Source organism: Gilliamella sp. Nev6-6, assembly GCF_001690605.1.
GTDB lineage: Bacteria > Pseudomonadota > Gammaproteobacteria > Enterobacterales > Orbaceae > Gilliamella > Gilliamella apicola_C.
On record NZ_LZHP01000090.1, the window covers coordinates 66508 to 87316 of the forward strand.

At 34.6% G+C, this 20809-nt stretch carries 20 protein-coding genes; 9 read left to right on the forward strand and 11 right to left on the reverse strand.

From position 1 onward, the window contains the following. Positions 1-103 precede the first annotated feature (103 nt). A complete protein-coding gene (locus A9G42_RS10755; protein WP_065582436.1) occupies positions 104-2029 on the forward strand; it encodes an ABC transporter ATP-binding protein in 1926 nt (641 codons plus the stop codon). A gap of 74 nt (positions 2030-2103) precedes the next feature. On the opposite strand, the gene A9G42_RS10760 is transcribed toward A9G42_RS10755, so the two are convergent. Both A9G42_RS10760 and tpx read right to left on the reverse strand, forming a co-directional pair. Beyond that, positions 2104-3285, reverse strand: coding sequence for a sugar transporter (locus A9G42_RS10760; protein WP_065582437.1), 1182 nt, complete (start codon positions 3283-3285; stop codon positions 2104-2106). 141 nt (positions 3286-3426) lie between these two features. Continuing rightward, positions 3427-3939, reverse strand: coding sequence for a thiol peroxidase (gene tpx / locus A9G42_RS10765; protein ID WP_065582438.1), 513 nt, complete (start codon positions 3937-3939; stop codon positions 3427-3429). A 287-nt stretch (positions 3940-4226) separates the two neighbouring features. Between tpx and A9G42_RS10770 the strand changes: the two genes are divergently transcribed. Both A9G42_RS10770 and A9G42_RS10775 read left to right on the forward strand, forming a co-directional pair. Next, a complete protein-coding gene (locus A9G42_RS10770) occupies positions 4227-4580 on the forward strand; it encodes a DMT family protein (RefSeq protein ID WP_065582439.1) in 354 nt (117 codons plus the stop codon). Between the two features lie 281 nt (positions 4581-4861). Further along, complete coding sequence (locus tag A9G42_RS10775) at positions 4862-5602, forward strand: acid phosphatase (protein ID WP_065582440.1); 741 nt, start codon at positions 4862-4864, stop codon at positions 5600-5602. Positions 5603-5710: 108 nt separating this feature from the next. Here A9G42_RS10775 and apbC read toward each other — a convergent pair whose 3' ends face one another. Then, entirely contained in the window at positions 5711-6811 is a 1101-nt protein-coding gene (gene apbC / locus A9G42_RS10780; protein WP_065582441.1) for an iron-sulfur cluster carrier protein ApbC, read from the reverse strand. Between the two features lie 227 nt (positions 6812-7038). Between apbC and metG the strand changes: the two genes are divergently transcribed. Continuing rightward, on the forward strand, positions 7039-9066 hold the full coding sequence (gene metG / locus A9G42_RS10785; protein ID WP_065653422.1) for a methionine--tRNA ligase: 2028 nt from the start codon (positions 7039-7041) through the stop codon (positions 9064-9066). 140 nt (positions 9067-9206) lie between these two features. Here the strand turns inward: metG and A9G42_RS10790 are convergent, their stop codons facing one another. After that, positions 9207-9782, reverse strand: coding sequence for a hypothetical protein (locus tag A9G42_RS10790; RefSeq protein ID WP_065580444.1), 576 nt, complete (start codon positions 9780-9782; stop codon positions 9207-9209). Positions 9783-9885: 103 nt separating this feature from the next. Then, complete coding sequence (locus A9G42_RS10795) at positions 9886-11043, reverse strand: MFS transporter (RefSeq protein ID WP_065567694.1); 1158 nt, start codon at positions 11041-11043, stop codon at positions 9886-9888. Positions 11044-11190: 147 nt separating this feature from the next. Here A9G42_RS10795 and A9G42_RS10800 point away from each other — a divergent pair, with 147 nt between their 5' ends. Next, a complete protein-coding gene (locus tag A9G42_RS10800; RefSeq protein ID WP_065586914.1) occupies positions 11191-11493 on the forward strand; it encodes a MerR family transcriptional regulator in 303 nt (100 codons plus the stop codon). A 172-nt stretch (positions 11494-11665) separates the two neighbouring features. Further along, positions 11666-12157 (forward strand): hypothetical protein, encoded by a 492-nt coding sequence (locus A9G42_RS10805; RefSeq protein WP_065653423.1) that lies wholly within the window; start codon positions 11666-11668, stop codon positions 12155-12157. A 508-nt stretch (positions 12158-12665) separates the two neighbouring features. Here A9G42_RS10805 and tolC read toward each other — a convergent pair. Then, positions 12666-14012, reverse strand: coding sequence for an outer membrane channel protein TolC (tolC, locus tag A9G42_RS10810; RefSeq protein WP_065653424.1), 1347 nt, complete (start codon positions 14010-14012; stop codon positions 12666-12668). A gap of 138 nt (positions 14013-14150) precedes the next feature. Here tolC and nudF point away from each other — a divergent pair, with 138 nt between their 5' ends. After that, the gene (nudF, locus tag A9G42_RS10815; RefSeq protein ID WP_065653425.1) at positions 14151-14780 is read left to right on the forward strand and encodes an ADP-ribose diphosphatase; all 630 of its coding nucleotides are present in this window, start codon (positions 14151-14153) and stop codon (positions 14778-14780) included. Between the two features lie 169 nt (positions 14781-14949). Next, positions 14950-15780, forward strand: a complete 831-nt coding sequence (cpdA, locus tag A9G42_RS10820; protein ID WP_065653426.1) for a 3',5'-cyclic-AMP phosphodiesterase — start codon at positions 14950-14952, stop codon at positions 15778-15780. 54 nt (positions 15781-15834) lie between these two features. Here the strand turns inward: cpdA and cls are convergent, their stop codons facing one another. The 5 genes from cls to fldA form a co-directional block, all read right to left on the reverse strand. Further along, the gene (gene cls / locus A9G42_RS10825) at positions 15835-17298 is read right to left on the reverse strand and encodes a cardiolipin synthase (protein WP_065653427.1); all 1464 of its coding nucleotides are present in this window, start codon (positions 17296-17298) and stop codon (positions 15835-15837) included. Between the two features lie 5 nt (positions 17299-17303). Continuing rightward, complete coding sequence (gene yciA / locus A9G42_RS10830) at positions 17304-17759, reverse strand: acyl-CoA thioester hydrolase YciA (RefSeq protein WP_065567701.1); 456 nt, start codon at positions 17757-17759, stop codon at positions 17304-17306. A 26-nt stretch (positions 17760-17785) separates the two neighbouring features. Further along, positions 17786-18328, reverse strand: coding sequence for an inner membrane-spanning protein YciB (locus A9G42_RS10835; protein WP_065567702.1), 543 nt, complete (start codon positions 18326-18328; stop codon positions 17786-17788). A 67-nt stretch (positions 18329-18395) separates the two neighbouring features. Further along, on the reverse strand, positions 18396-18854 hold the full coding sequence (fur, locus tag A9G42_RS10840; protein WP_065567703.1) for a ferric iron uptake transcriptional regulator: 459 nt from the start codon (positions 18852-18854) through the stop codon (positions 18396-18398). A 78-nt stretch (positions 18855-18932) separates the two neighbouring features. Further along, positions 18933-19445: a flavodoxin FldA gene (fldA, locus tag A9G42_RS10845; protein ID WP_065642792.1), complete on the reverse strand. Its 513-nt coding sequence runs from the start codon at positions 19443-19445 to the stop codon at positions 18933-18935. A gap of 178 nt (positions 19446-19623) precedes the next feature. Here fldA and sucC point away from each other — a divergent pair, with 178 nt between their 5' ends. Then, positions 19624-20793, forward strand: a complete 1170-nt coding sequence (sucC, locus tag A9G42_RS10850; RefSeq protein WP_065653428.1) for an ADP-forming succinate--CoA ligase subunit beta — start codon at positions 19624-19626, stop codon at positions 20791-20793. The last annotated feature ends 16 nt before the right edge of the window (positions 20794-20809 follow it).

Consider the following 20809-nt stretch of genomic DNA (forward strand, 5'->3'; position numbering starts at 1 on the left):
GTGAGACCTATTAGTGCTTCTTTATTTTTTGATTTATTTGCCTTGGCTAACTTTATGGTAGAATAATGCCTTATTACTTAATATCCAAATAAAAATCACCATTATGTCATTAATTAATCTTACCAATGCTTACCTTTCATTTAGTGATGCGCCACTGCTCGATCATATTGATATGTCTATTGAACCAAACGAACGAGTTTGCCTTGTTGGTCGTAATGGTGCGGGCAAATCAACGTTACTGAAAGTATTAAACAAAGAAATACCATTAGATGAAGGTCAAATTATTTATGAAAATAATGTGATTGTTTCACGTTTGCAACAAGATCCTCCTCGCGATGTGCAAGGCAATGTATTTGACTTTGTGGCCGAAGGGTTGCATGAACAAGCGCAATTATTACGTGATTATTACGATTTGGCACATCAAGTAGAGCAAGACCCTTGCGAAAGCAATTTAACCAAATTAGCTAAAATGCAAGAGCAATTAGATCACCAAAATGGCTGGCAATTAGATAGTCGTATTCATAATGTTATTTCGTCGCTATCGCTTGATGGCGATGCTTTGCTATCTTCGCTATCTGGTGGCTGGCTTCGTAAAGCCGCATTGGCCAGAGCTTTGGTTTGCCAACCGTCGGTTTTATTGCTTGATGAACCAACCAACCATTTAGATATTCAAACTATAAAATGGTTAGAAGAGTTTTTAAAAAGCTTTAATGGCAGTATTGTATTTATTTCTCATGATCGCTCTTTTATTCGCCAAATGGCAACACGCATTATTGATTTAGATCGCGGCAAAATAGCCTCTTGGAGTGGTAATTACGATAACTATTTAATTGGCAAAGAAGAAGCACTACGTGTTGAAGAGTTGCAAAATGCCGAATTTGATAAGAAATTAGCCCAAGAAGAGGTCTGGATTCGCCAAGGGATTAAAGCACGCCGTACACGTAATGAAGGGCGAGTACGTGCATTAAAAGCAATGCGCCAAGAGTATAGCGAGCGTCGCCAAGTGATGGGTAGTGCCAAAATGCAAATTGAAGAGGCATTACGTTCAGGAAAAATCGTTTTTGAGCTTGAAAATGTGACCTATCAGATTGGGGATAAGTTGCTCGTTAATGATTTTTCTGTACAAGTATTACGAGGTGATAAGATTGCTTTAATTGGCCCTAATGGTATTGGTAAAACAACGTTGTTAAAACTGATGTTGGGTAATTTAACGCCAACATCAGGTAGTGTGCATTGCGGTACCAAGCTTGAAGTAGCTTATTTTGATCAATATCGGTTAGAGCTCGATCCTGAAAAAACCGTGATGGATAATTTAGCTGAAGGTAAACAAGAAGTGATGGTTAATGGACGATCACGTCATGTACTTGGTTATCTGCAAGATTTTTTATTCCCGCCAAAACGCGCCCGAACACCTGTTCGTGCATTATCAGGTGGGGAGCGTAATCGTTTATTGCTGGCTAAACTATTTTTAAAGCCTAGTAATTTATTAATACTTGATGAACCGACCAATGATCTGGATATTGAAACACTGGAATTGTTAGAAGAGTTGGTTAATGATTATCAGGGAACAGTCTTACTAGTTAGTCATGATCGGCAGTTTGTTGATAATGTGGTTACCCAATGTTGTTTTTTTGAGGACAAAGGGCATATTGGTATTTATGCCGGTGGTTATGCCGATGCTCTGCAACAACAGCAACAAGCACAACCGGTTAAAGTAGCGACAGTTAATGATGTTAAACAGCCTAAAAAAGCATTAAGCACGGCGAATAACAAAAGCAATGATCAAGCCACTAAAAAGAAGGTTAAGCTGAGTTATAATGAACAACGAGAGTTAACACAATTACCAAGCAAAATAGAACAATTAGAATTAGCCATTGCTGATTTACAAGCACAGATTAGTCAAAGCGACTTTTTTAATCAACCCCACGAGGTTACAGGTCCAATCTTACAATCTTTGACCGACAAAGAAGCCGAATTAGAATCTGCTTTTGAACGCTGGGAACAGTTAGAGTCTTTAAGTAAATCATAATGTAAGAGTGTTATTTTCAGCATTATTTATTGGCGCTATATAATAAATAATGCTGTTTCTGAGCTTTAAGATTTTTATAAAATGGTTTTATTATTCCACAATTTTCTAGAACAAAGACAGAAAAATAACAACGCAATAATAACGAAAACGGCGCCAACAAAACCAATATCCTCCGTTGATAGTAAAATTAATACTTTACTACCTATAAAAGCACCTCCGCCTATTCCAATATTGTAAATACCTGAATAAACAGATGTGGCAATATCGGTTGCATCGGGCGCTGCATCGATGACTTTGCTTTGCATGACCATGCCAATAATGGTAATCGAAAGCCCCCAGATCAAACATTGGATGATTGCGGTATAAAGTGTGAACGAACAGACATAAAGTGATAATAAACAAGCGATCAATGACAACATAGGGATCACTAAAATGGCGGTTGGATTTTTTTCGGCGTATTTTGCAAAAATAACGCTGCCAATCATGCCAGAAAAACCGACTACTAACAATAAAGCGACGATAACATTTTGATTAAATCCGCCAACATCTTTCATAAATGGCGTAATGTAGGTATAAGCAGTGAAGTGGCCAGCAATTATAATGGCTATTAATAGATAAATGTTTAGCAGTATTGGGCGTTTTAATACCATTGGAATATCTTTGATAGAGATAATATCCATGCTTGGTACAGTAGGCAATAAGCGGAGTAGTAATATCATCACGCAAAAAGCGATACCAGCAATACATAAAAAAGTCACACGCCAGCCAACGAGTTGTCCTATGATGGTGCCAATTGGAATGCCTAGAATGGTTGCCATCGATACGCCAATAACAATAAAGCCCATGGCTTTAGCTTTTTTACCATTGGGCGCTAACCGAACGGCAAGTGGTGTTGTAATTGCCCAAAATACCGCATGAGCACAAGCAATACCAATTCTTGCTACCATCAAACTGTAAAAATTCCACGCAAACCCAGCTAAAATATGACTACCAATAAATAGGCAAAATAAAAGGATGAGTAGCTTTCTTCGTTCCATTTTTGACGTTAATACTGTGAGTGGCAATGATAATAACGAGACAGCCCACGCATAAATGGTGAGTAATAATCCAGCATGAGCGACATCCATTGAAAAGCTTTCAGCAATATTAGGTAATAGCCCAACGGGCACAAATTCCGTTGTATTAAAAATAAATGCCGCAAATGCAAGGCAAAGAATTGATGACCAAATGCGAGATCGGGGAATACTATTATTCATGATTAAGATTATGGAAGAGGTATGTTTTTATTGGATTATAACTGAATAATTTTGTCTATTAAATAGCTACTCTAAATAAATCTTAAAGTAAATCATCGCCACCACTATTTGTAGAGGATGGCGATGTATTATTGCTTTGATTTATGCTAATGCTTTAACCGCCGCTAGGGCTTTGTCATAATTAGGTTCTGAAGATGTTTCTTTAACATATTCAACATAAGCAATTTTGTCATTTTTATCAATAACAAATACGGCTCGGGAAAGTAAACGTAGTTCTTCAATAACAGTGCCATATTTTAGGCCAAAATCAAGGTCTTTATGATCTGACGTCACTTTAACGGCATTAATGCCTTCAGCAGCACAATAGCGATTTAATGCAAAAGGTAAATCAAGGCTAATTGAAAATATTATAGTATCGGTTAATTTTGCCGCTTCGACATTAAAACGGTGAACTTGGGCACTACATACCGAAGTATCAATGGATGGTACCGAATTAATAATTCTGATTTTACCTTTAAAATCGGATAATTTAATGGGTTTCATTACTAAATCTTGCACAATAAAATCAGGTGCTATGTCACCAACGTTGATTTTGGGACCTAACAAAGTAATGGGGGCTCCACGCATAGTAACTTCATTGACTCTTTTTTGCATAACTGTTTCCTTTGGGGGGATAATAATTGTGTTGTAATAAATTTCAGTGTTGATAGGATAACGACGTTCAATGCATTAAAGATTTTGCACCTATTGGCGTTGATTCAATATAGACCTAAACAGACTACTGAGCAATAGCGCTATCATGTTTTTAGTGATGAATTAGCCAATTTCAACTATTGTTAATAATGTTGTTTTTTTAATGTAATTAAATTATTTCTATTTTGTATGTTTATTAGACAATGGTATATAATGCCAGTCCCTTTCTTTACTCTTATATCAACACTATGAATCAATTACTTATTACTGTTTGTTTACTGACTTTTAGTAATGTTTTTATGACTTTTGCGTGGTATGGGCATTTGCGGTTTTTACATAACCAAGTTTGGCTAGTGGCGGTGTTTGCTAGCTGGGGGATTGCGTTATTTGAGTATTTATTGCAAGTGCCTGCTAATCGCATTGGTTTTCAGGTTGCCAGCGCAAGTCAATTAAAGATTATTCAGGAAGTAATTAGTTTGTCTGTTTTTATCCCTTTTTCAATTTATATTTTAAAAGAGCCATTTAAGACAGACTATATTTGGGCGGGTTTGTGTCTTTTAGGTGCAGTATTTTTTATGTTCCGCGATAAGATTTTTGCTTAAATTCATTCTAGAACCGTGATAAATATTGAGCATATTTGTCACGGTAATGATCTAAATTAGCCTTTCAAATATTCCACTGTAAATATAATTGTGATGACTATCACATTAAAAATACTCAATCTTTATTAATATGTTGCTGTATTTTATTGTTGAACAGCTATTGATATCTTGCTGACCGTGTTATTGTTTCATACAAAATCATTAATTGGATGTTATTTAAGCGTTTTTTGTTTCGATAACATGTTTTGATAGTTATCCCTTATTTGTATAAGGAGAAGTATATGCAAAAAAAAATTTTTTGTTCGTTATTTGTTGCTTCTTTAATATGTTCAAATGTTTTCGCTTCTGGGGGAAAAGATGTAACAACAGATCCTAATGATTTTTTCCTTAAAGAAGAACAAGCACCTAATAGCTTGCTGCTTTTGCCACCGCCTCCTACTTTTGACAGCATTGATTTTTTACGCGATAAAGCAATGTACGATTGGGGTAAGTCTGTTCGTAATACAGAACGTGGAAAACAGGCCTATTTAGATGCTGATTCAAGTAAAGATAATATCACTAAGCAATTTTCACCATCTTTTGGTTTTGAAATTTCTGATAAGAAAACACCAGAAATTTACAAATTAGTTACTACAATGAAAGAAGATGCAGGGGATTTGGCAACGCGCTCAGCTAAAAACCATTATAATCGTATTCGACCGTTTTCATTTTTCCATGAACCAACCTGTCGCCCAGATGATGAAAAAGCGCTATCGACCAATGGATCCTATCCCTCTGGTCATACAACAATGGGGTTTGCTATTTCACTTGTGTTAGCAGAGATAAATCCAGCGCGTCAAAATGAAATTTTAAAACGAGGTTATGAGATTGGCGAAAGCCGCGTTATTTGTGGCTATCATTGGCAAAGTGATGTTGATGCTGCTAAGGTGATGGCAGCTGCGGTGGTTGCTCAATTACATACGAATACCGTTTTTAATCAACAATTAACGAAGGCAAAAGCCGAGTTCCGCCATTTAAAATAAGGGTGATAATGGGCAGTTATTGCGCAGCTGATCATGGCGATGTGATGCCAAATTAATTATAAAATATCAATAGCATTGGCTGTTGTTGACAGCCAAGCTTATTCTTTATTATAGCGCCTTAAAGGAAATATCCGGTAAAATTGCTTCGCCTTGCCAATATAACTCACTGGCAATACGCCCGGCAATTTGGCAATAAAGCTGGGTAAATTCGCTATCAGGATGGCTAATAACAGTAGGTTGCCCTGTATCGAGATCTTGGCGTAACATTTTATGGAGTGGCATTTTCCCGAGTAATTTTGTTTGATATTGCTCAGCTAAACGCTGTGCTCCACCTTCGCCAAAAATGGCTTCGTGATGACCACAATTTTCGCAAATGTGGTAACTCATGTTTTCAATAATGCCTAGTGTAGGGATGTTGACTTTATTAAACATGGTCATGCCTTTTTGGGCATCAATTAATGCTATGTCTTGTGGTGTACTGACAATGATTGCTGCCGTTACTGGAATGCTTTGTGCTAGGGTTAATTGGATGTCCCCAGTACCCGGAGGCATATCAATAACCAAATAATCAAGTTCAGGCCATAATGTATCTTGTAATATTTGCAGTAATGCCTTGCTTGCCATTGGTCCACGCCATACCATGGCGCTATCTGGATCGACTAAATAACCAATAGAGTTACTGGCTAATCCGTGTGCCATAATTGGGGTCATGTGTTTATTGTCAGGTGTTAACGGTTGCTGTTTTTCTGTGCCTAACATGGTTGGAATTGAAGGGCCATAAATATCTGCATCTAAAATACCTACTTTGGCGCCTTGTTTTTGTAAAGCTAGTGCAAGATTGACGGCTGTTGATGATTTACCCACGCCACCTTTGCCTGAACTTATGGCGATAATATTTTTTATATTGTTAATGGCATGTTGGTCATTAGCGCGCCTTAATGTCGCTATTGGGTATTCAATATGCCAGTCAACTTCGTTAATGTTGTTAAGCTTGAGTAATTCAGGAGTGGATTTTTTTTTCAATTCCTCAAAAGCGGTTTGCCAAACAAAGGGCATAGCTAAAGTGATAGATAAACAATGATTAACTATTTCACATTTTTTTAGTGCTTTAAGTTCAAGTAAATTTTTTTGTAAAGTTGGATGCGTAAAATTTTCAAGAATTTTTTTGACTTCAATGTTCATTATGGCTATCTCTTTATGTATCGACATTTAGGCCCATTTCACTTTCAATCAATTCTCCTTAAGAGGGTAAAACATCGTAAATGGTGGGACACCATCAAGCACATTATTTTCATCCTCAAAAAAAATCATTGCTTACTTGCTTACAAAGCGCAATCGAGTATAGAAATTTAATCAAATTATGGCATAAATCTAGCGATAATCCCACGATTGATGTACTATTTCTGCTATTATATAAAAAGGGACAATAAATTAATATGACAACTCAACGCAAAATATTGGTGACTTGTGCACTTCCTTATGCCAATGGTTCAATTCATTTAGGGCACATGCTTGAACATATTCAAGCTGATGTGTGGGTACGCTATCAACGCATGCGTGATAATGAAATTTATTTTATTTGTGCTGATGATGCGCATGGTACGCCAATTATGCTTAAGGCTCAACAATTAGGTATCACGCCAGAGCAAATGATCAGTGAAGTAAAAACTGAACATCAACGTGATTTTGCTGGGTTCCATATTAGTTATGATAATTACCACTCAACACATAGTCCTGAAAATCGCGAAATATCAGAGCAGATTTATCAGCGTTTAAAGGCTAATGGTTACATTAAAACTAAAATCATTTCACAGCTATTCGATCCTGAAAAACAGATGTTTTTGCCCGATCGTTTTGTAAAAGGCACTTGTCCACGTTGCAAAGCGCCAGATCAGTATGGTGATAACTGTGAAGTTTGTAGTGCAACTTATAACCCGATTGATTTGATTAACCCTAAGTCTGTTGTTTCGGGAGCCACCCCCATTATGAAAGAATCAGAGCACTTCTTTTTTGATCTGCCTGCTTTCTCAAATATGTTGCAAGCGTGGATCCGTTCTGGGACGTTGCAAGATCAAGTCGCTAATAAAATGCAAGAATGGTTTGAAGCTGGCTTGCAACCATGGGATATTAGCCGTGACGCGCCTTATTTTGGTTTTGAAATCCCAGATGCGCCAGGTAAATATTTTTATGTTTGGTTAGATGCGCCCATTGGTTATATGGGATCTTTTTTAAATTACTGCAATAAACAAAATAAACCCATTTTTGACGAATTTTGGAATAAAGATTCCAGTACAGAGCTTTACCATTTTATTGGTAAAGATATTGTTTACTTCCACAGCTTATTTTGGCCTGCAATGCTTGAAGGTAGCCAATATCACAAACCATCGAATATTTTTGTTCATGGCTATGTGACCGTTGATGGCGCTAAAATGTCTAAATCACGCGGTACGTTTATTCAAGCAAGCACCTATTTAAAACATTTAGATCCCGATTGTTTACGTTACTATTACGCTGCTAAATTATCACCGCATATTGATGATATTGATTTAAACCTTGAAGATTTTGTGCAACGTGTGAATAGTGATTTAGTTAATAAAGTGGTCAACATTGCTTCACGTTCGGCTGGATTTATTTATAAACGTTTTGAGGGCAAATTATCGGATAAAGTGGCAGAGCCAGCGCTTTATGGATTATTTGTGGAAAAAGCGAAAGTGATTGCCGATTTCTTTGAACAACGCGAATCAGGTAAAGCCATTCGTGAGATCATGGCGCTTGCCGATGAAGCGAATCGTTATATTGACGAAAAAGCACCATGGGTTGTTGCTAAGCAAGAAGGACAAGATCAAGCATTGCAAGATATTTGCTCAATGGGGATTCACTTATTCCGCATTTTAATGACCTATTTAAAACCGATTGTACCGTCATTAGCTGAACGAACTGAGGCATTTTTAAATAGTAAATTAGAATGGAATACCATTGGGGATGCGTTAACAAACCACAAGATTAATCAATTTAAAGCTTTATTTAACCGTATTGATATGGACAAAGTCACAGCCATGATTGAAGAAACTAAACAACAAGCTGTCTTAGCAACACCAGCTAAAACCCAAGTTGCCGAACCTATCGCTGAAACAATTAATTTTGACGATTTTGCTAAAGTCGACATGCGAGTTGCTTTAATTAAACACGCCAGTTTTGTTGAAGGATCAGATAAATTACTTCAACTAACGCTTGATATTGGTGATGAAACGCGTAATGTGTTTTCTGGCATTAAGCAATTCTATCCAGATCCTGAAGTACTGATAGGTCGTTTAACTATTATGATTGCAAACTTAGCACCTCGCAAAATGCGTTTTGGCGTTTCAGAAGGTATGGTGCTTTGTGCAAGTGGTAAAGATGATGGCGAAGGTGTGTACCTACTATCACCAGATAGTGGCGCTAAACCAGGAATGCGAATTTCGTAATTGATATCTTTATTATAAATAACTGCATCTTAACAAGTTAATATACTTGTTAAGATGTTTCAGGAAATTATGCGTTTCAGTATAAAATTTGCTTATTTGATAAATAATTGTAGCGTTTGTTTTTTAGAGTTGTTTTTCTATTATAAGTGTTTAGCTAACCAACTATCATGTAACCATTTTTGAGTTTGCCTTCCTGCTCGAATAAAATCCCAGTCAATATCTCTTTCAAAAACCATTACTGTTTGATCAGGTCCTATAATAGTCCAAAAATAGAGGCCAGTATTTAAATCACGGCATTTGACTTTCATTCCAGTTAGTGTGTTTTTTTTGCCATCAACAATAATAGTTTCGTTATGGGTATTGATCCAATTATTATTATAGTTTTCTAATAAATCTGGTGCATAGTCTTTAAGAAAATTTAGAGTAATTTGTAATGCGATTTCTTTGGAAACTTGTTGGCTAGAAGACTGATATTTAGGTAGTAATCTTACTAATCCTTGTAAATTTTTAGTAGTATCATTTATTAATAATGAAACATGTTGTTGTTCAAGATGTATGCTTTCATTGGGTTCAAAACGATAAAGAGTGACAGGCTGTTTATTGTGGAGTCCTTGTTTAGTTAATACAAAATTAAAATCGCGTTCTGCATTTTGTAATAACTTTTGAAAATTTGGTTCAAGTATGTTTTTTGCTTGTTGTATTTGCGTTGAGTTCATAGTGGGTTCCTTTATTGTACTCATTTCTTCGGCGTAACAAGTTGAATTTAAAAAACTTGTTATAATTATTAAGCTAATAAATATTTTTTTCATTATAAAAACCTTAATGGTAATTTCTTTTATTTAACATTAGTTGCAATGCACAAATAAATAGGAAAAGGGTGACGAGTAAAATTAAAGTATTTGTTTCAAAAATGGTTGGTAAAAAGGCGCCTACACTCGCACCAATAAATAAAACACAGGTGTATAGCGATATGGCAATGCCACGACTTTCAGCTTCAGATTCGATTGTAATACATGTAATCATTGATGGAATGGCATAGGCTAGTCCAAAAATAAATATAAAATGGATAATAAATAAAAAACTAACAAAATTTAATTGGTCATTAATATAAAAACAGTGAATTAATAACGAAATGCTCATTAGGCATAATGCCATGAATAATACGTATAATGGTTTGATTAGCTTAAATATATAACCAGCTGTTAGACTAAATAATATAGCAATAATGCTTATATTACGTAGTGTTGGTACATAAATGATTAATGAGCTATGGTGTAATATTGAATAAAGACTAACGAAACTAAGTAAAACAAAGAGCGAACAACAATAGATAGGAAATAATTTTTTATTAAACAAAATATTGGGAAGTTTACTAAAAATTGAAGTTATTGTTGTTTTTTGGGGTGTTGGTTTTTTTCTATTGCTTTTTGAACTGTTGAAATAAAAGCATACAGCGCCTAATGCGTAAATAATACCTAAAAACCACATAGACTTATGCAGTGAATCAACAATCATTATTGAACCAAACCATTGCCCAATGGTTGTTGCGAGTAGAAACGCACAACTAATAATTGAGATTGCTTTAGATTTTGTTGCATCAGCAAGGTTGACCGAAATCCACGCTAATGCAACAGGTGGAAATGAGGCTGCACAAAAGCCTTGGATGGAACGTGCTAGCAATAATAAATAATAACCACTTATCAATGGAATAATAAAAGTGATTAATGCTAAAAGTAGTAAGCCTATTGCTAAAGTAAAATCTTTGCCTATTTTATCCGATAAAATTCCCCAAATAATTAGTCCAATCGCGTAAAAAATACCAAACACACTTGTCAATAAGCTGACATTACTTGGTGTGCTACCTTTGATAAAAATTAGTAAATTTTCTGGAATGGGTAAAAAAATGTATAGAAGGGTAACAACAGCAAGTGCTATAAAAGGAATTAATGTTGTTCCTACGATTAACTTATATTTCATTGATGAGTCCTTTAAGTTTTATTGTTGTATTTAAACTACAACAATTGGAGTATATATCCATTATGGTTTTTAAATCAACATAATTTGTTGTACAATATAATTTAATCGATAAAATATAAAAAAATAAACGATGAAAAAGGTTTTATTATGGAAGATATCTCTGCTAAAAATTCATATGATGACTTTTTATCAACCGTGATTGTTGGTATTGGAGAGGTTTCTGAGATGACAAAAATTCCAGTTAGAAAATTACGATATTGGGAAGAAAAAGGCATCATTAAAACGGTTGATCCACAATCTAAGTCTCGTCAATTTGATTTAGCGAATATAAAAAAAATTGTTTTAATTCAAGAATTGATGGAAGATGGATATTCATTGGATGGTGCAGCCAAAAAAGTTGAAGATAGAATTGCAAAAATAGAATCGTTAATGAATCTAATTCAAATGTAATTGTGTGTATATTGGTTTTTATATTGTAATAATATTAATTCAAGTTCTATTCATTAATTAGTTTTATAATTTATTTTCAATATGGGTATTTTATTATTTTGCTTATTAATTGTTGACTTTATTAAGTTTCTTATTGATAGGTTTTTATTAATAAGCATTTTTTGGGATAAACATGATAAAACCGATATCTAATATTACATTAAAACCGCTACCTAAAAGCAAAAGAGGTAAAATTAGCTCGCTTGTTGAAGTTGATGGTGTTTGCTATGATGAAAAACTAGAAGGTCGCTATTTAGAAATGGCTTTTAGCTATGATAGCTGTTACGTTTTAATTTTTGTGACGGAAGAGGGTGGTCCTTGGGAAGAAGTTTTATTCATCTATCTACTTGATTCAAAAAACTACCATATCGTTGATCGTGCCAGAATTGGCGGTGGAGCATATGCTTGGCTTAGCGCTTGTGGGCTTTGGAATATTAAAATTTTATCGGATCATACATTAAGTTTTGAATTTATGTCGTTTGAGGGGACTGATGGTTGGTTACTTAAACTTTTTAAAAAACCTATAAAAACCTTTCCGTTTACACTTAGAAACCTATTTCATGTCTGGCGTCCAATTTCATTTAAACGCCATTTTTTAATCGAAGTAAATAAAAAGTCACTTTAAATCGATATACTATATTTCTCTTTCTTTATACTGAAATTGGCAATCAAAATAACGATTGCCAAAACTCATTTTTGTTAAAATTAATATTTTCGACTGAATATTGCTGGTAAATTCGTTATTTTCTTACTTTTGGTTTTCTGACGGATTTCCTGAATAAGAAAATAGGCTATCTTTTAGTGAAAAAGAGAAATCTTTAGTATTAATCTCACCAATAACTTTGTTGCTATCGTATAAAGCCAGTAAAAAATTGGCGATTTGCTTTGCTGTATGGTGCTAGGTAAAACTCTCATCATTATTGTATTGACTGATATTATTGGCTTTTCACCAAATTCGGTTTTCGTTACAGCCCAACAAATCCCTTTGTTATTAATTGACGTTAGCTTGTTTTAATTCCTGCGCAAGCCCTTCAGTAAAGACTAGATCTGAAGTGGTAGATATTTTTTTAGTGACATAATAAAAAAAGGCGGTTTATTCGCCTTTTAAACAGTTGTCATAACAGAATTAATGATTATTTTATCGTAGCTAAAGTACTAACTTCTTTACCTAGCATATTGTTTAAATAAACTAGATCATTAGCTGTTAAGGTCCCCACAGCATATTTTAATTGTAGCAAGCTAGTTAAATAATTATATTTTGCATCAGATAGGTTTCGTTTTGCACTATATAGCTGTGTTGTCGCATTTAATACATCAACAATTGTTCGTGTTCCAACTTGATAGCCAGAATTAGTTGCTTCTAATGAACTTTGTGCAGAAACCACAGCTTGTTGATAAGCTTTGATTGCACTAATTGATGATGAAATATTATTGTATGATGAACGTACTTGATTAATCACGTTTCTGTTGGTGCTTTCTAATTTTTCGCTAAAGCTGACGTAATTTTGTTGTGCTTGTTCGACCTTAGACATTGTTGCACCACCTGAAAAGATAGGCAGATTAACACTAACACCAACATAATTATTCCCAGAATAAGATTTACCACCACGCCCACCAGCTGCTACATTATTACCATATCGGTCAGTTTTATTAAGATTTGTTGATGCATCTAAATTTGCTGTAGGTAAATGACCTGATTGAGAAAGTTTGATCTGTTCACGTGCAATATCTTGATTTAACTTCATGGTGAGTAAATTAAGATTAGACGTTTCAGATTGTTTTAACAATGTGCTGATTTGCGTTGGATTTTCTGTTCTAAAGGTATTGGTGTTAACGCTTGCTAAACTAGAATAAAAACGACCGCTCACTTGACGTAAATCTTCTATTGCATTGTTTAGATCATTTAAAGCATTAACTTGTTGCGCAACGGTTAGATCATAGTTTGCTTGAGCATTTTGTACATCAGTAATTGCAACTAAACCGACTTGGTGTTGTTGGCGAGTTTGTTCTAACTGACGCCCAATTGCTTTTTTTTGTGCATCAATAAAGCTCAATGCATCAAGTGTTTTTAAAACATTAAAGTAGGCAACAGAAGTATTTAATATTAGTGTTTGCCCTTGATATTGATAAGCGATATCAGCAACGCTTGCTTGCTTTTTAGTAATATCTAAGCCTTTCCAATTTGAAAAATTAAAAATGCTTTGCGATACAGCTACTTGATATAAATTTCCGCTTTTAGATTTTACGCCACTGGTATCTCGCCGACCATGCGTTACACCATAAGAAGCACTCAAACCTATTTGTGGCAACAAACTTGCCCGAGAACCAGAAATGGCTGCATATGCTTTATTTTTTTCCGCTAATGAGCTGCGTAGATCTGGGTTGGTTTTTTTAGCTTGTTCATAAACTTGTATTAAATTTTCAGCGAAAGCAGATTGGCTTAGCAATAATCCAATTAAAAAAGTTAAGTTTTTTTTCATTAATCTTCTCTTTGAAATCATTAAAATATAGTATCATCTCTAATAGCGTGATTTTAACAGATAATTAGCATATAGTAAGCATTGTTTGTATGCTATTCGCACTTTTTATTCAAATTCAGTTTACAATCGAGAATTTATATGAAAATTAAACATAATCCGGTAAATTTTAACAAAAATGATATCGTTAATTTAACTAAACGAATTTTGTATAAAGGTTTTTTTTCTTTATTTGAATACCGTTTTCAATATCGCAAGTTTGACGGCTCAATGAGCGAGGTTGTCACTCGTGAAATTTTAGAACGTGGAAATGCGGTTGTGCTTTTAGCTTATGATGCAAAGTGTGATAAAGTAGTACTAATAGAACAAGTTAGGATTGCTGCTATTGAGACTCAAGACAGCCCTTGGATGTTAGAGCTAATAGCTGGTATGATGGATCATGTGAATGAATCCTTAGAAGATGTAGCAAGGCGTGAGGCAATGGAAGAGGCGGGAATCACTATAGGTCGATGTAAACCTATTATTAGTTATTTAGCATCACCGGGGGGTTTAACTGAACAATTGCATATATTAGTTGGTGAAGTCGACTCATCAACAGCTAAGGGGATTCATGGCCTTGCCGAAGAGAGTGAAGATATTAAAGTTCATGTCGTAAGCCGTTCTCAAGCTTATCAGTGGATTGAAGATGGAATAATTAACAATGCAGCATCAATTATTGCCCTTCAATGGTTGGAACTTAATCATCAGCTATTACAAAATGAGTGGAAATAACTTTTTATAATTATGTTTAATTATTCCTTTCATAGAAGTGTGATTTATTTCACAATTTAACATAATAATATGATTTATAAAGGTATTTTGCTTTCAATCACAATACCTATTTTTTTATTGCTGACATTATTAACCATAATTATAGATTAATAAATAATTGAGGTAAATTTTGGGATCATTTTTAGAGCTTCAAACCCGTAATAAAAATTACGGCAAAATATTACATATAACTGATACCCATCTTTTTGCAGAAGATAGTGGCTCGTTGCTTGGTATTAATTCTAATGCAAGTTTTTTAGCTGTTATCGATGACATAAAGAAAGGTGATAGGCAATATGATTTAATTGTGGCGACAGGTGATTTTGTGCAAGATGGTTCTAAAAAAGCTTATGCTCGTTTTGCTGAACAAATAAATAAATTTAACACTCCATGTGTATGGTTGGCTGGCAATCATGATAATTATGCACATATGCAAGAAGTGTTTGCAAACTATCAACTTGTCGATAATAAAATCGTACTGTTGGGTGATAACTGGCTAGCAATTCTATTAAATAGCCAAGTTATTGGTCAGGCTTATGGCTTTTTACACGAATCTGAGCTCGAGTTTTTACACAACGCCTTAACTGAACATTCTCATAGATATGCGTTAATTTTTTTACACCATCATCCCATTAATTCAGGCTGCCATTGGTTAGATCATCATATTTTAAAAAATTATGAGCAATTAGAAAAAGTTATCCAAAAACATCCGAATGTAAGAGGATTAGGTTGGGGACATATTCATCAGAAACAAGATTATGTTTGGCATAAATGTAAGGCATTCTCAACGCCTTCAACTTGTTTCCAATTTAAACCCGAATGTTATGATTTTCAATTATCAAGTGATGATGCACCTGGTTGGCGAGAAATTACGCTTAATACCAATGGAACCATTGATAGTGAGGTTTATAGATTAAAGAACAACCGCTTTTTACCAGATATCTCTCAAAATGGTTATTAGTCAGTAGCAATATTTCTAGCAATAATAGATGTAGGCTTAACACTAGCCCAATAGTTATAGTAAAGGGGCAAAAAAGTAAAACAGCCTTTCAGTTACACGTTGCCATATAGGCCGTTGGTTCCATTTTTCGGTCTTTATTTGATCTGAATTAGATAAATATTTTTGTAAAAGATCGGCTAGTGAATTAGCAAACTCTGCATCATCAATTACAGTGGTAATTTCAAAATTAAGCCATAAGCTACGCATATCTAAATTAACAGTACCAACAAGGCTGAGCTGATTGTCAATTAAAACACTTTTAGTATGTAATAAGTTATCATTGAATTGATAGAGTTTTACCCCACCGTTTAATAATTCAGAAAAAAAAGCTCGACTTGCCCATTTGACCATTAATGAATCATTATTTTTGGGAATGATGATAATCACTTCGACCCCTCGCTGTGCTGCGGTGCATACAGCATGTAAAATGTCATCACTTGGTACTAAATAAGGTGTAGTAAAAATAATTCGCTCTTGTGCTGAATAAATTGCTGTTAATAGCACTTGATGGATCATATTTTCTGTATAACCTGGACCAGATGGGATCAATTGCATAATGTGTTTTTTATCTTCTGGTGGCTCGGCAAAATCAGTAATTTGTGGTAGTGCTAAATGTTTACCTGTTTCTAGCTCCCAATCACAAGCATATATGGCTCCCATAAGTGTTGTAACCGGCCCACTCATTCTTACCATAATATCAACCCATTCGCCAACATGTTTATTTTGTTTAAAAAAACGCGGATCAACTATATTCATGCTTCCAGTATAAGATATATAGTTATCAATAATAGCGACTTTTCGGTGTTGGCGTAAATCTAACCGTCTAAACATAAAGCGAAGCAAGTTTACTTGTAAAGCTTCGACAATGATAATGCCAGCATCGCGCATTCTTTTACTAGCGTTTGTTTGGATAAAATGCCGGCTACCAGCAGAATCAACCATTAATCGGCAAATTACGCCTCGTTTACTTGCTTGAATGAGCGACTGCTCAACATCATCAGCTCGACCACCTTCATTCCAGATATAAAATACCATTTCAATATTTGATGTCGCTTGGTTTATATCATCAATTAAACGGTCAAAAATGACATTGGTTTCACTCAACAATTCAATGTGATTACCATTAATACCATCAAGACCCGTCTGGTGCTTACAAAGTTGGAAAATGGGTTTGCTAACTTGGCTTACGTTTCCAGTGAAGATATCAGAAAAGTCACCTATTCGGTGAATAAACTTGGAAATAGTTGGGCGCATTTTTTGAGCTCGTTTAACGCGTTGTTGCCCTAAGTGAGCTTCGCCTAGCGCAAAATATAAGATCACACCCACAAGCGGTAAGATATAAATAACTAACATCCATGCAATAACGTAAGTTGTTGGTCTTCGTTTAAAGACAATACGTAACGCCGTTGAAACAATGATCAACCAATAAACAAGGAAGATCAAAGAACTGACTAAAGCATGAAATGAGGTAAATTGCATACTTATTAGTTATTATTTAGGTTTAATTTAGTTATCGGATCCTTAGTTGAATCATAATGCTGGAATACCTCTGGTAATGGTTTGGGATTATTATGTTTGTCCACTGAAACATAAGTAAATACGGCATCTGTTATGCAAAATCGTTGTGTTGTATCAGATGTATCAATGACTTTTTTAACCCAAACTTCAATACCTATTGTGATAGATGTTTTTCCAGTTTTAATGCAATGTGCATAACAACAAACCACATCGCCCACCATTGCTGGTTTATAAAATGTAATACTACTAGCATTAACCGTTACTACTCGGTTTCTTGCGATCTCTTTTGATAAAATACCGCCTGCAAGATCCATTTGAGACATGATCCAACCACCAAAAATGTGCCCATGAGGATTGGTGTCTGCTGGCATTGCAAGCGTTCTAAGCACTAGTTGACCTTTAGGATTTGTATCTTGTGTCATGCTAAAATACCCTTTTTTATTATTTATTATTTGTTCTCTAAATCATTATTCATATTTTTATAGATATAAATACCTGATATCAACGATAACAGTAATGATGCGCTCGGCAAAATAAATACTTTAAATATCCAAAAGAAATCATCTGTAGTGTAATAGGTTGCTACTAAACTTGTTGTACCACATAGTATAAAAAAGACAACCCATAATAAATTTAATTTATTCCAAATAGTTATATCTAGCTGGATTTCTTTGCCAAGCATTTTTTGCAACAGATTTTTTTTGAAAATGAATTGACTAACTAACAAGGCTGCGGCAAATAAAAAGTTAATAATCGTGACTTTCCATTTAATTATATTAGGATCACGCATATAAAGTGTAAATCCACCAAAAACCATAACCATTAAATAAGATATCAACTCTACTTTATCTATTTTCCTATATAAGGCAAGAATTAGAAGAAAGCAGATTGTTGCAGTGATCATCAATGCTTGAACACCGACAAACACATCATACATAGAAAGAAAAACAAAAAAGAACGCAAGTGGAACGAAGTTTAAAAGTTGTTTCATTGATTATTAGCCTAGCACAAGGTAAGTTATCATATTTTAAATGAATAAAAAGCCTATTGGAATAGGCTTATTTTTTGCGATGAAGTTCAGGGTGTGCCTTACAATTACCAGATTGGCAATGCCCATAAAGATATAAACTGTGAAAAGTTAGTTCAACACCATATTGCTCAGCAATTTCTTTTTGCCTTGTGTTGATAATGTCATCTCGAAATTCAAATACTTCGCCACAATCTAAGCAAATTAAATGATCATGATGTTGTTGTGTCGCCAACTCGAAAACTGCTTTGCCACCCTCAAAATTATGACGAGTAACTATTCCTGCATCATCAAATTGGTTCAAAACGCGATAAACGGTTGCAAGCCCGATTTCCTCTCCCATATCAATTAATTTCTTATACAGATCTTCCACGGTGATATGTTGGCATGAAGGATTCCGTAATAATTCTAAAATCTTTAATCTTGGTAACGTAACTTTTAAACCTGCACTTTTGAGCGCCGCATTATTATCATTATCATGATTTGTCATATTACTTCCCATTAATTTGTTAATATTTTTCCATTATAGGAACTATATAACGTAAATAAAAGAAATCATTTTAATAGATTAAATTTTCATTTCAGCTCGGACTTGATTTACCCAACTGTTGATGCGCTCTTCTGTTAATTCTGGTTGGCGATCTTCGTCAATAGCTAAACCAACGAAATGTGTATCATCAACCAAGCTTTTTGACGATTCAAAACTGTACCCTTCAATAGACCAGTTTCCAACAATTTTAGCGCCTTTAGGTTCGATAATATCGCGAAGTGTTCCCATAGCATCACAGAAATACTCTGCGTAATCTTCTTGATCGCCACAACCAAAAATAGCTACTGTTTTACCATTAAAATCAATTTTTTCTAAATTAGGAAAAAAATCATCCCAGTCAGCTTGTGATTCACCATAGTACCAAGTTGGAATACCAAAAAATAGGTAATTATATTGTTCAATGTTTTCTTTAGTGGCTTTTGCAATATCAAAAACCTCAGCTTTATCACTACCTAAAATGAGTTGGATTTGCTTTGCTACATTTTCTGTATTGCCGGTGTCACTACCAAAAAAAATACCAACTTGTTTCATATTTGTACCTTTGTTATTTACGATATATAAATTTCTCTTAGAAGTATATCATTGTCATTTATTATCAGCAATGATTCTAAATCACATCAAACATAAGTTATTATTTGCTATACAATTTATTTATCTTGCATTAAAATTATCATCATTTTTATATTAACTTAGGCTGTGGAATTTCGTTATGAACCTGCACGAATATCAATCTAAATACCTTTTTAAGCAATATAATTTACCCGTACCGCAAGGATACGTTTGTAATTCGATTGATGAAATACAAGACACATTAGCCGAATTATCGTCAGAAACAGTCTCAAACCCTTTAGTCGCTAAATGTCAGGTTCACGCAGGAGGGCGAGGTAAAGCTGGTGGTGTTATTTGTACTAAAAACTATGATGAAATAAAGCAATTTGCTGAAAAATGGTTTGGGCAAAACCTTGTTACTTATCAAACTACTGGTAAAGGTCAGCCTGTTAATAAGATTTTAATCGAAAAAGCGTCTAATATTTATAAAGAGCTTTATTTGGGAGCTGTAGTTGATCGTAGTTCTAAGCGTGTTGTGATTATGGCATCGACAGAGGGTGGCGTTGATATAGAAAGCGTTGCCGAAAAATCACCACACTTAATTTATAAAAGTTCACTTGATCCTTTAACCGGTCCTTGTGCTTATCAAGGTCGTGAACTGGCGTTTAAATTGGGGTTAACAGGAAAATTAGTTAATCAGTTTACAAAATTATTTGTTAATTTTGCTAAATTATTTTTAGAGAATGATGTTTCATTAGCCGAAGTTAACCCATTAGTGATTACTAATTCAGAAGAATTAGTTTGTTTAGATGCAAAAATTGTTTTAGATGATAATGCCCTTTTTAGGCATCCCAGCTTAAATATTTTAAGAGATACAACTCAAGAAGATGAGCGTGAATCAATCGCAGCAAAACAAGGCATTAGCTATGTATCATTAAGTGGCAATATTGGCTGTATGGTTAATGGTGCAGGTCTTGCGATGGCAACTATGGATATTATTAAACTGTATGGCGGTGAACCAGCCAACTTTTTGGATGTCGGTGGAGGTACAACGAAAGAACGCGTTGCTGAAGCATTTAAGTTAATATTATCTGATACAAATGTGAAAGCGATTTTGGTTAATATTTTTGGTGGTATTGTTCGTTGTGATTTAATTGCCGATGGTATTATTAGTGCAATAAAAGAAATAAGCCTTACCGTTCCTGTTGTCGTACGCCTGGAAGGTAATAATGCACAACTTGCCCGAGAAATTTTATCTAAAAGTAAATTAAATGTTATTACTGCAGAAAGTTTAATAGATGCGGCTCAAAAAATTGTTGCTGTTGCCTAGTATATAGGATGTATGG

What these genes read in the sequence shown, in the direction of transcription:
- A9G42_RS10755 (WP_065582436.1), top strand. Translation starts at nt 104, where the DNA reads ATGTCATTAATTAATCTTACCAATGCTTACCTTTCATTTAGTGATGCG.
- A9G42_RS10760 (WP_065582437.1), bottom strand. Translation starts at nt 3,285, where the DNA reads ATGAATAATAGTATTCCCCGATCTCGCATTTGGTCATCAATTCTTTGC.
- tpx (WP_065582438.1), bottom strand. Translation starts at nt 3,939, where the DNA reads ATGCAAAAAAGAGTCAATGAAGTTACTATGCGTGGAGCCCCCATTACT.
- A9G42_RS10770 (WP_065582439.1), top strand. Translation starts at nt 4,227, where the DNA reads ATGAATCAATTACTTATTACTGTTTGTTTACTGACTTTTAGTAATGTT.
- A9G42_RS10775 (WP_065582440.1), top strand. Translation starts at nt 4,862, where the DNA reads ATGCAAAAAAAAATTTTTTGTTCGTTATTTGTTGCTTCTTTAATATGT.
- apbC (WP_065582441.1), bottom strand. Translation starts at nt 6,811, where the DNA reads ATGTCGATACATAAAGAGATAGCCATAATGAACATTGAAGTCAAAAAA.
- metG (WP_065653422.1), top strand. Translation starts at nt 7,039, where the DNA reads ATGACAACTCAACGCAAAATATTGGTGACTTGTGCACTTCCTTATGCC.
- A9G42_RS10790 (WP_065580444.1), bottom strand. Translation starts at nt 9,782, where the DNA reads ATGAACTCAACGCAAATACAACAAGCAAAAAACATACTTGAACCAAAT.
- A9G42_RS10795 (WP_065567694.1), bottom strand. Translation starts at nt 11,043, where the DNA reads ATGAAATATAAGTTAATCGTAGGAACAACATTAATTCCTTTTATAGCA.
- A9G42_RS10800 (WP_065586914.1), top strand. Translation starts at nt 11,191, where the DNA reads ATGGAAGATATCTCTGCTAAAAATTCATATGATGACTTTTTATCAACC.
- A9G42_RS10805 (WP_065653423.1), top strand. Translation starts at nt 11,666, where the DNA reads ATGATAAAACCGATATCTAATATTACATTAAAACCGCTACCTAAAAGC.
- tolC (WP_065653424.1), bottom strand. Translation starts at nt 14,012, where the DNA reads ATGAAAAAAAACTTAACTTTTTTAATTGGATTATTGCTAAGCCAATCT.
- nudF (WP_065653425.1), top strand. Translation starts at nt 14,151, where the DNA reads ATGAAAATTAAACATAATCCGGTAAATTTTAACAAAAATGATATCGTT.
- cls (WP_065653427.1), bottom strand. Translation starts at nt 17,298, where the DNA reads ATGCAATTTACCTCATTTCATGCTTTAGTCAGTTCTTTGATCTTCCTT.
- yciA (WP_065567701.1), bottom strand. Translation starts at nt 17,759, where the DNA reads ATGACACAAGATACAAATCCTAAAGGTCAACTAGTGCTTAGAACGCTT.
- A9G42_RS10835 (WP_065567702.1), bottom strand. Translation starts at nt 18,328, where the DNA reads ATGAAACAACTTTTAAACTTCGTTCCACTTGCGTTCTTTTTTGTTTTT.
- fur (WP_065567703.1), bottom strand. Translation starts at nt 18,854, where the DNA reads ATGACAAATCATGATAATGATAATAATGCGGCGCTCAAAAGTGCAGGT.
- fldA (WP_065642792.1), bottom strand. Translation starts at nt 19,445, where the DNA reads ATGAAACAAGTTGGTATTTTTTTTGGTAGTGACACCGGCAATACAGAA.
- sucC (WP_065653428.1), top strand. Translation starts at nt 19,624, where the DNA reads ATGAACCTGCACGAATATCAATCTAAATACCTTTTTAAGCAATATAAT.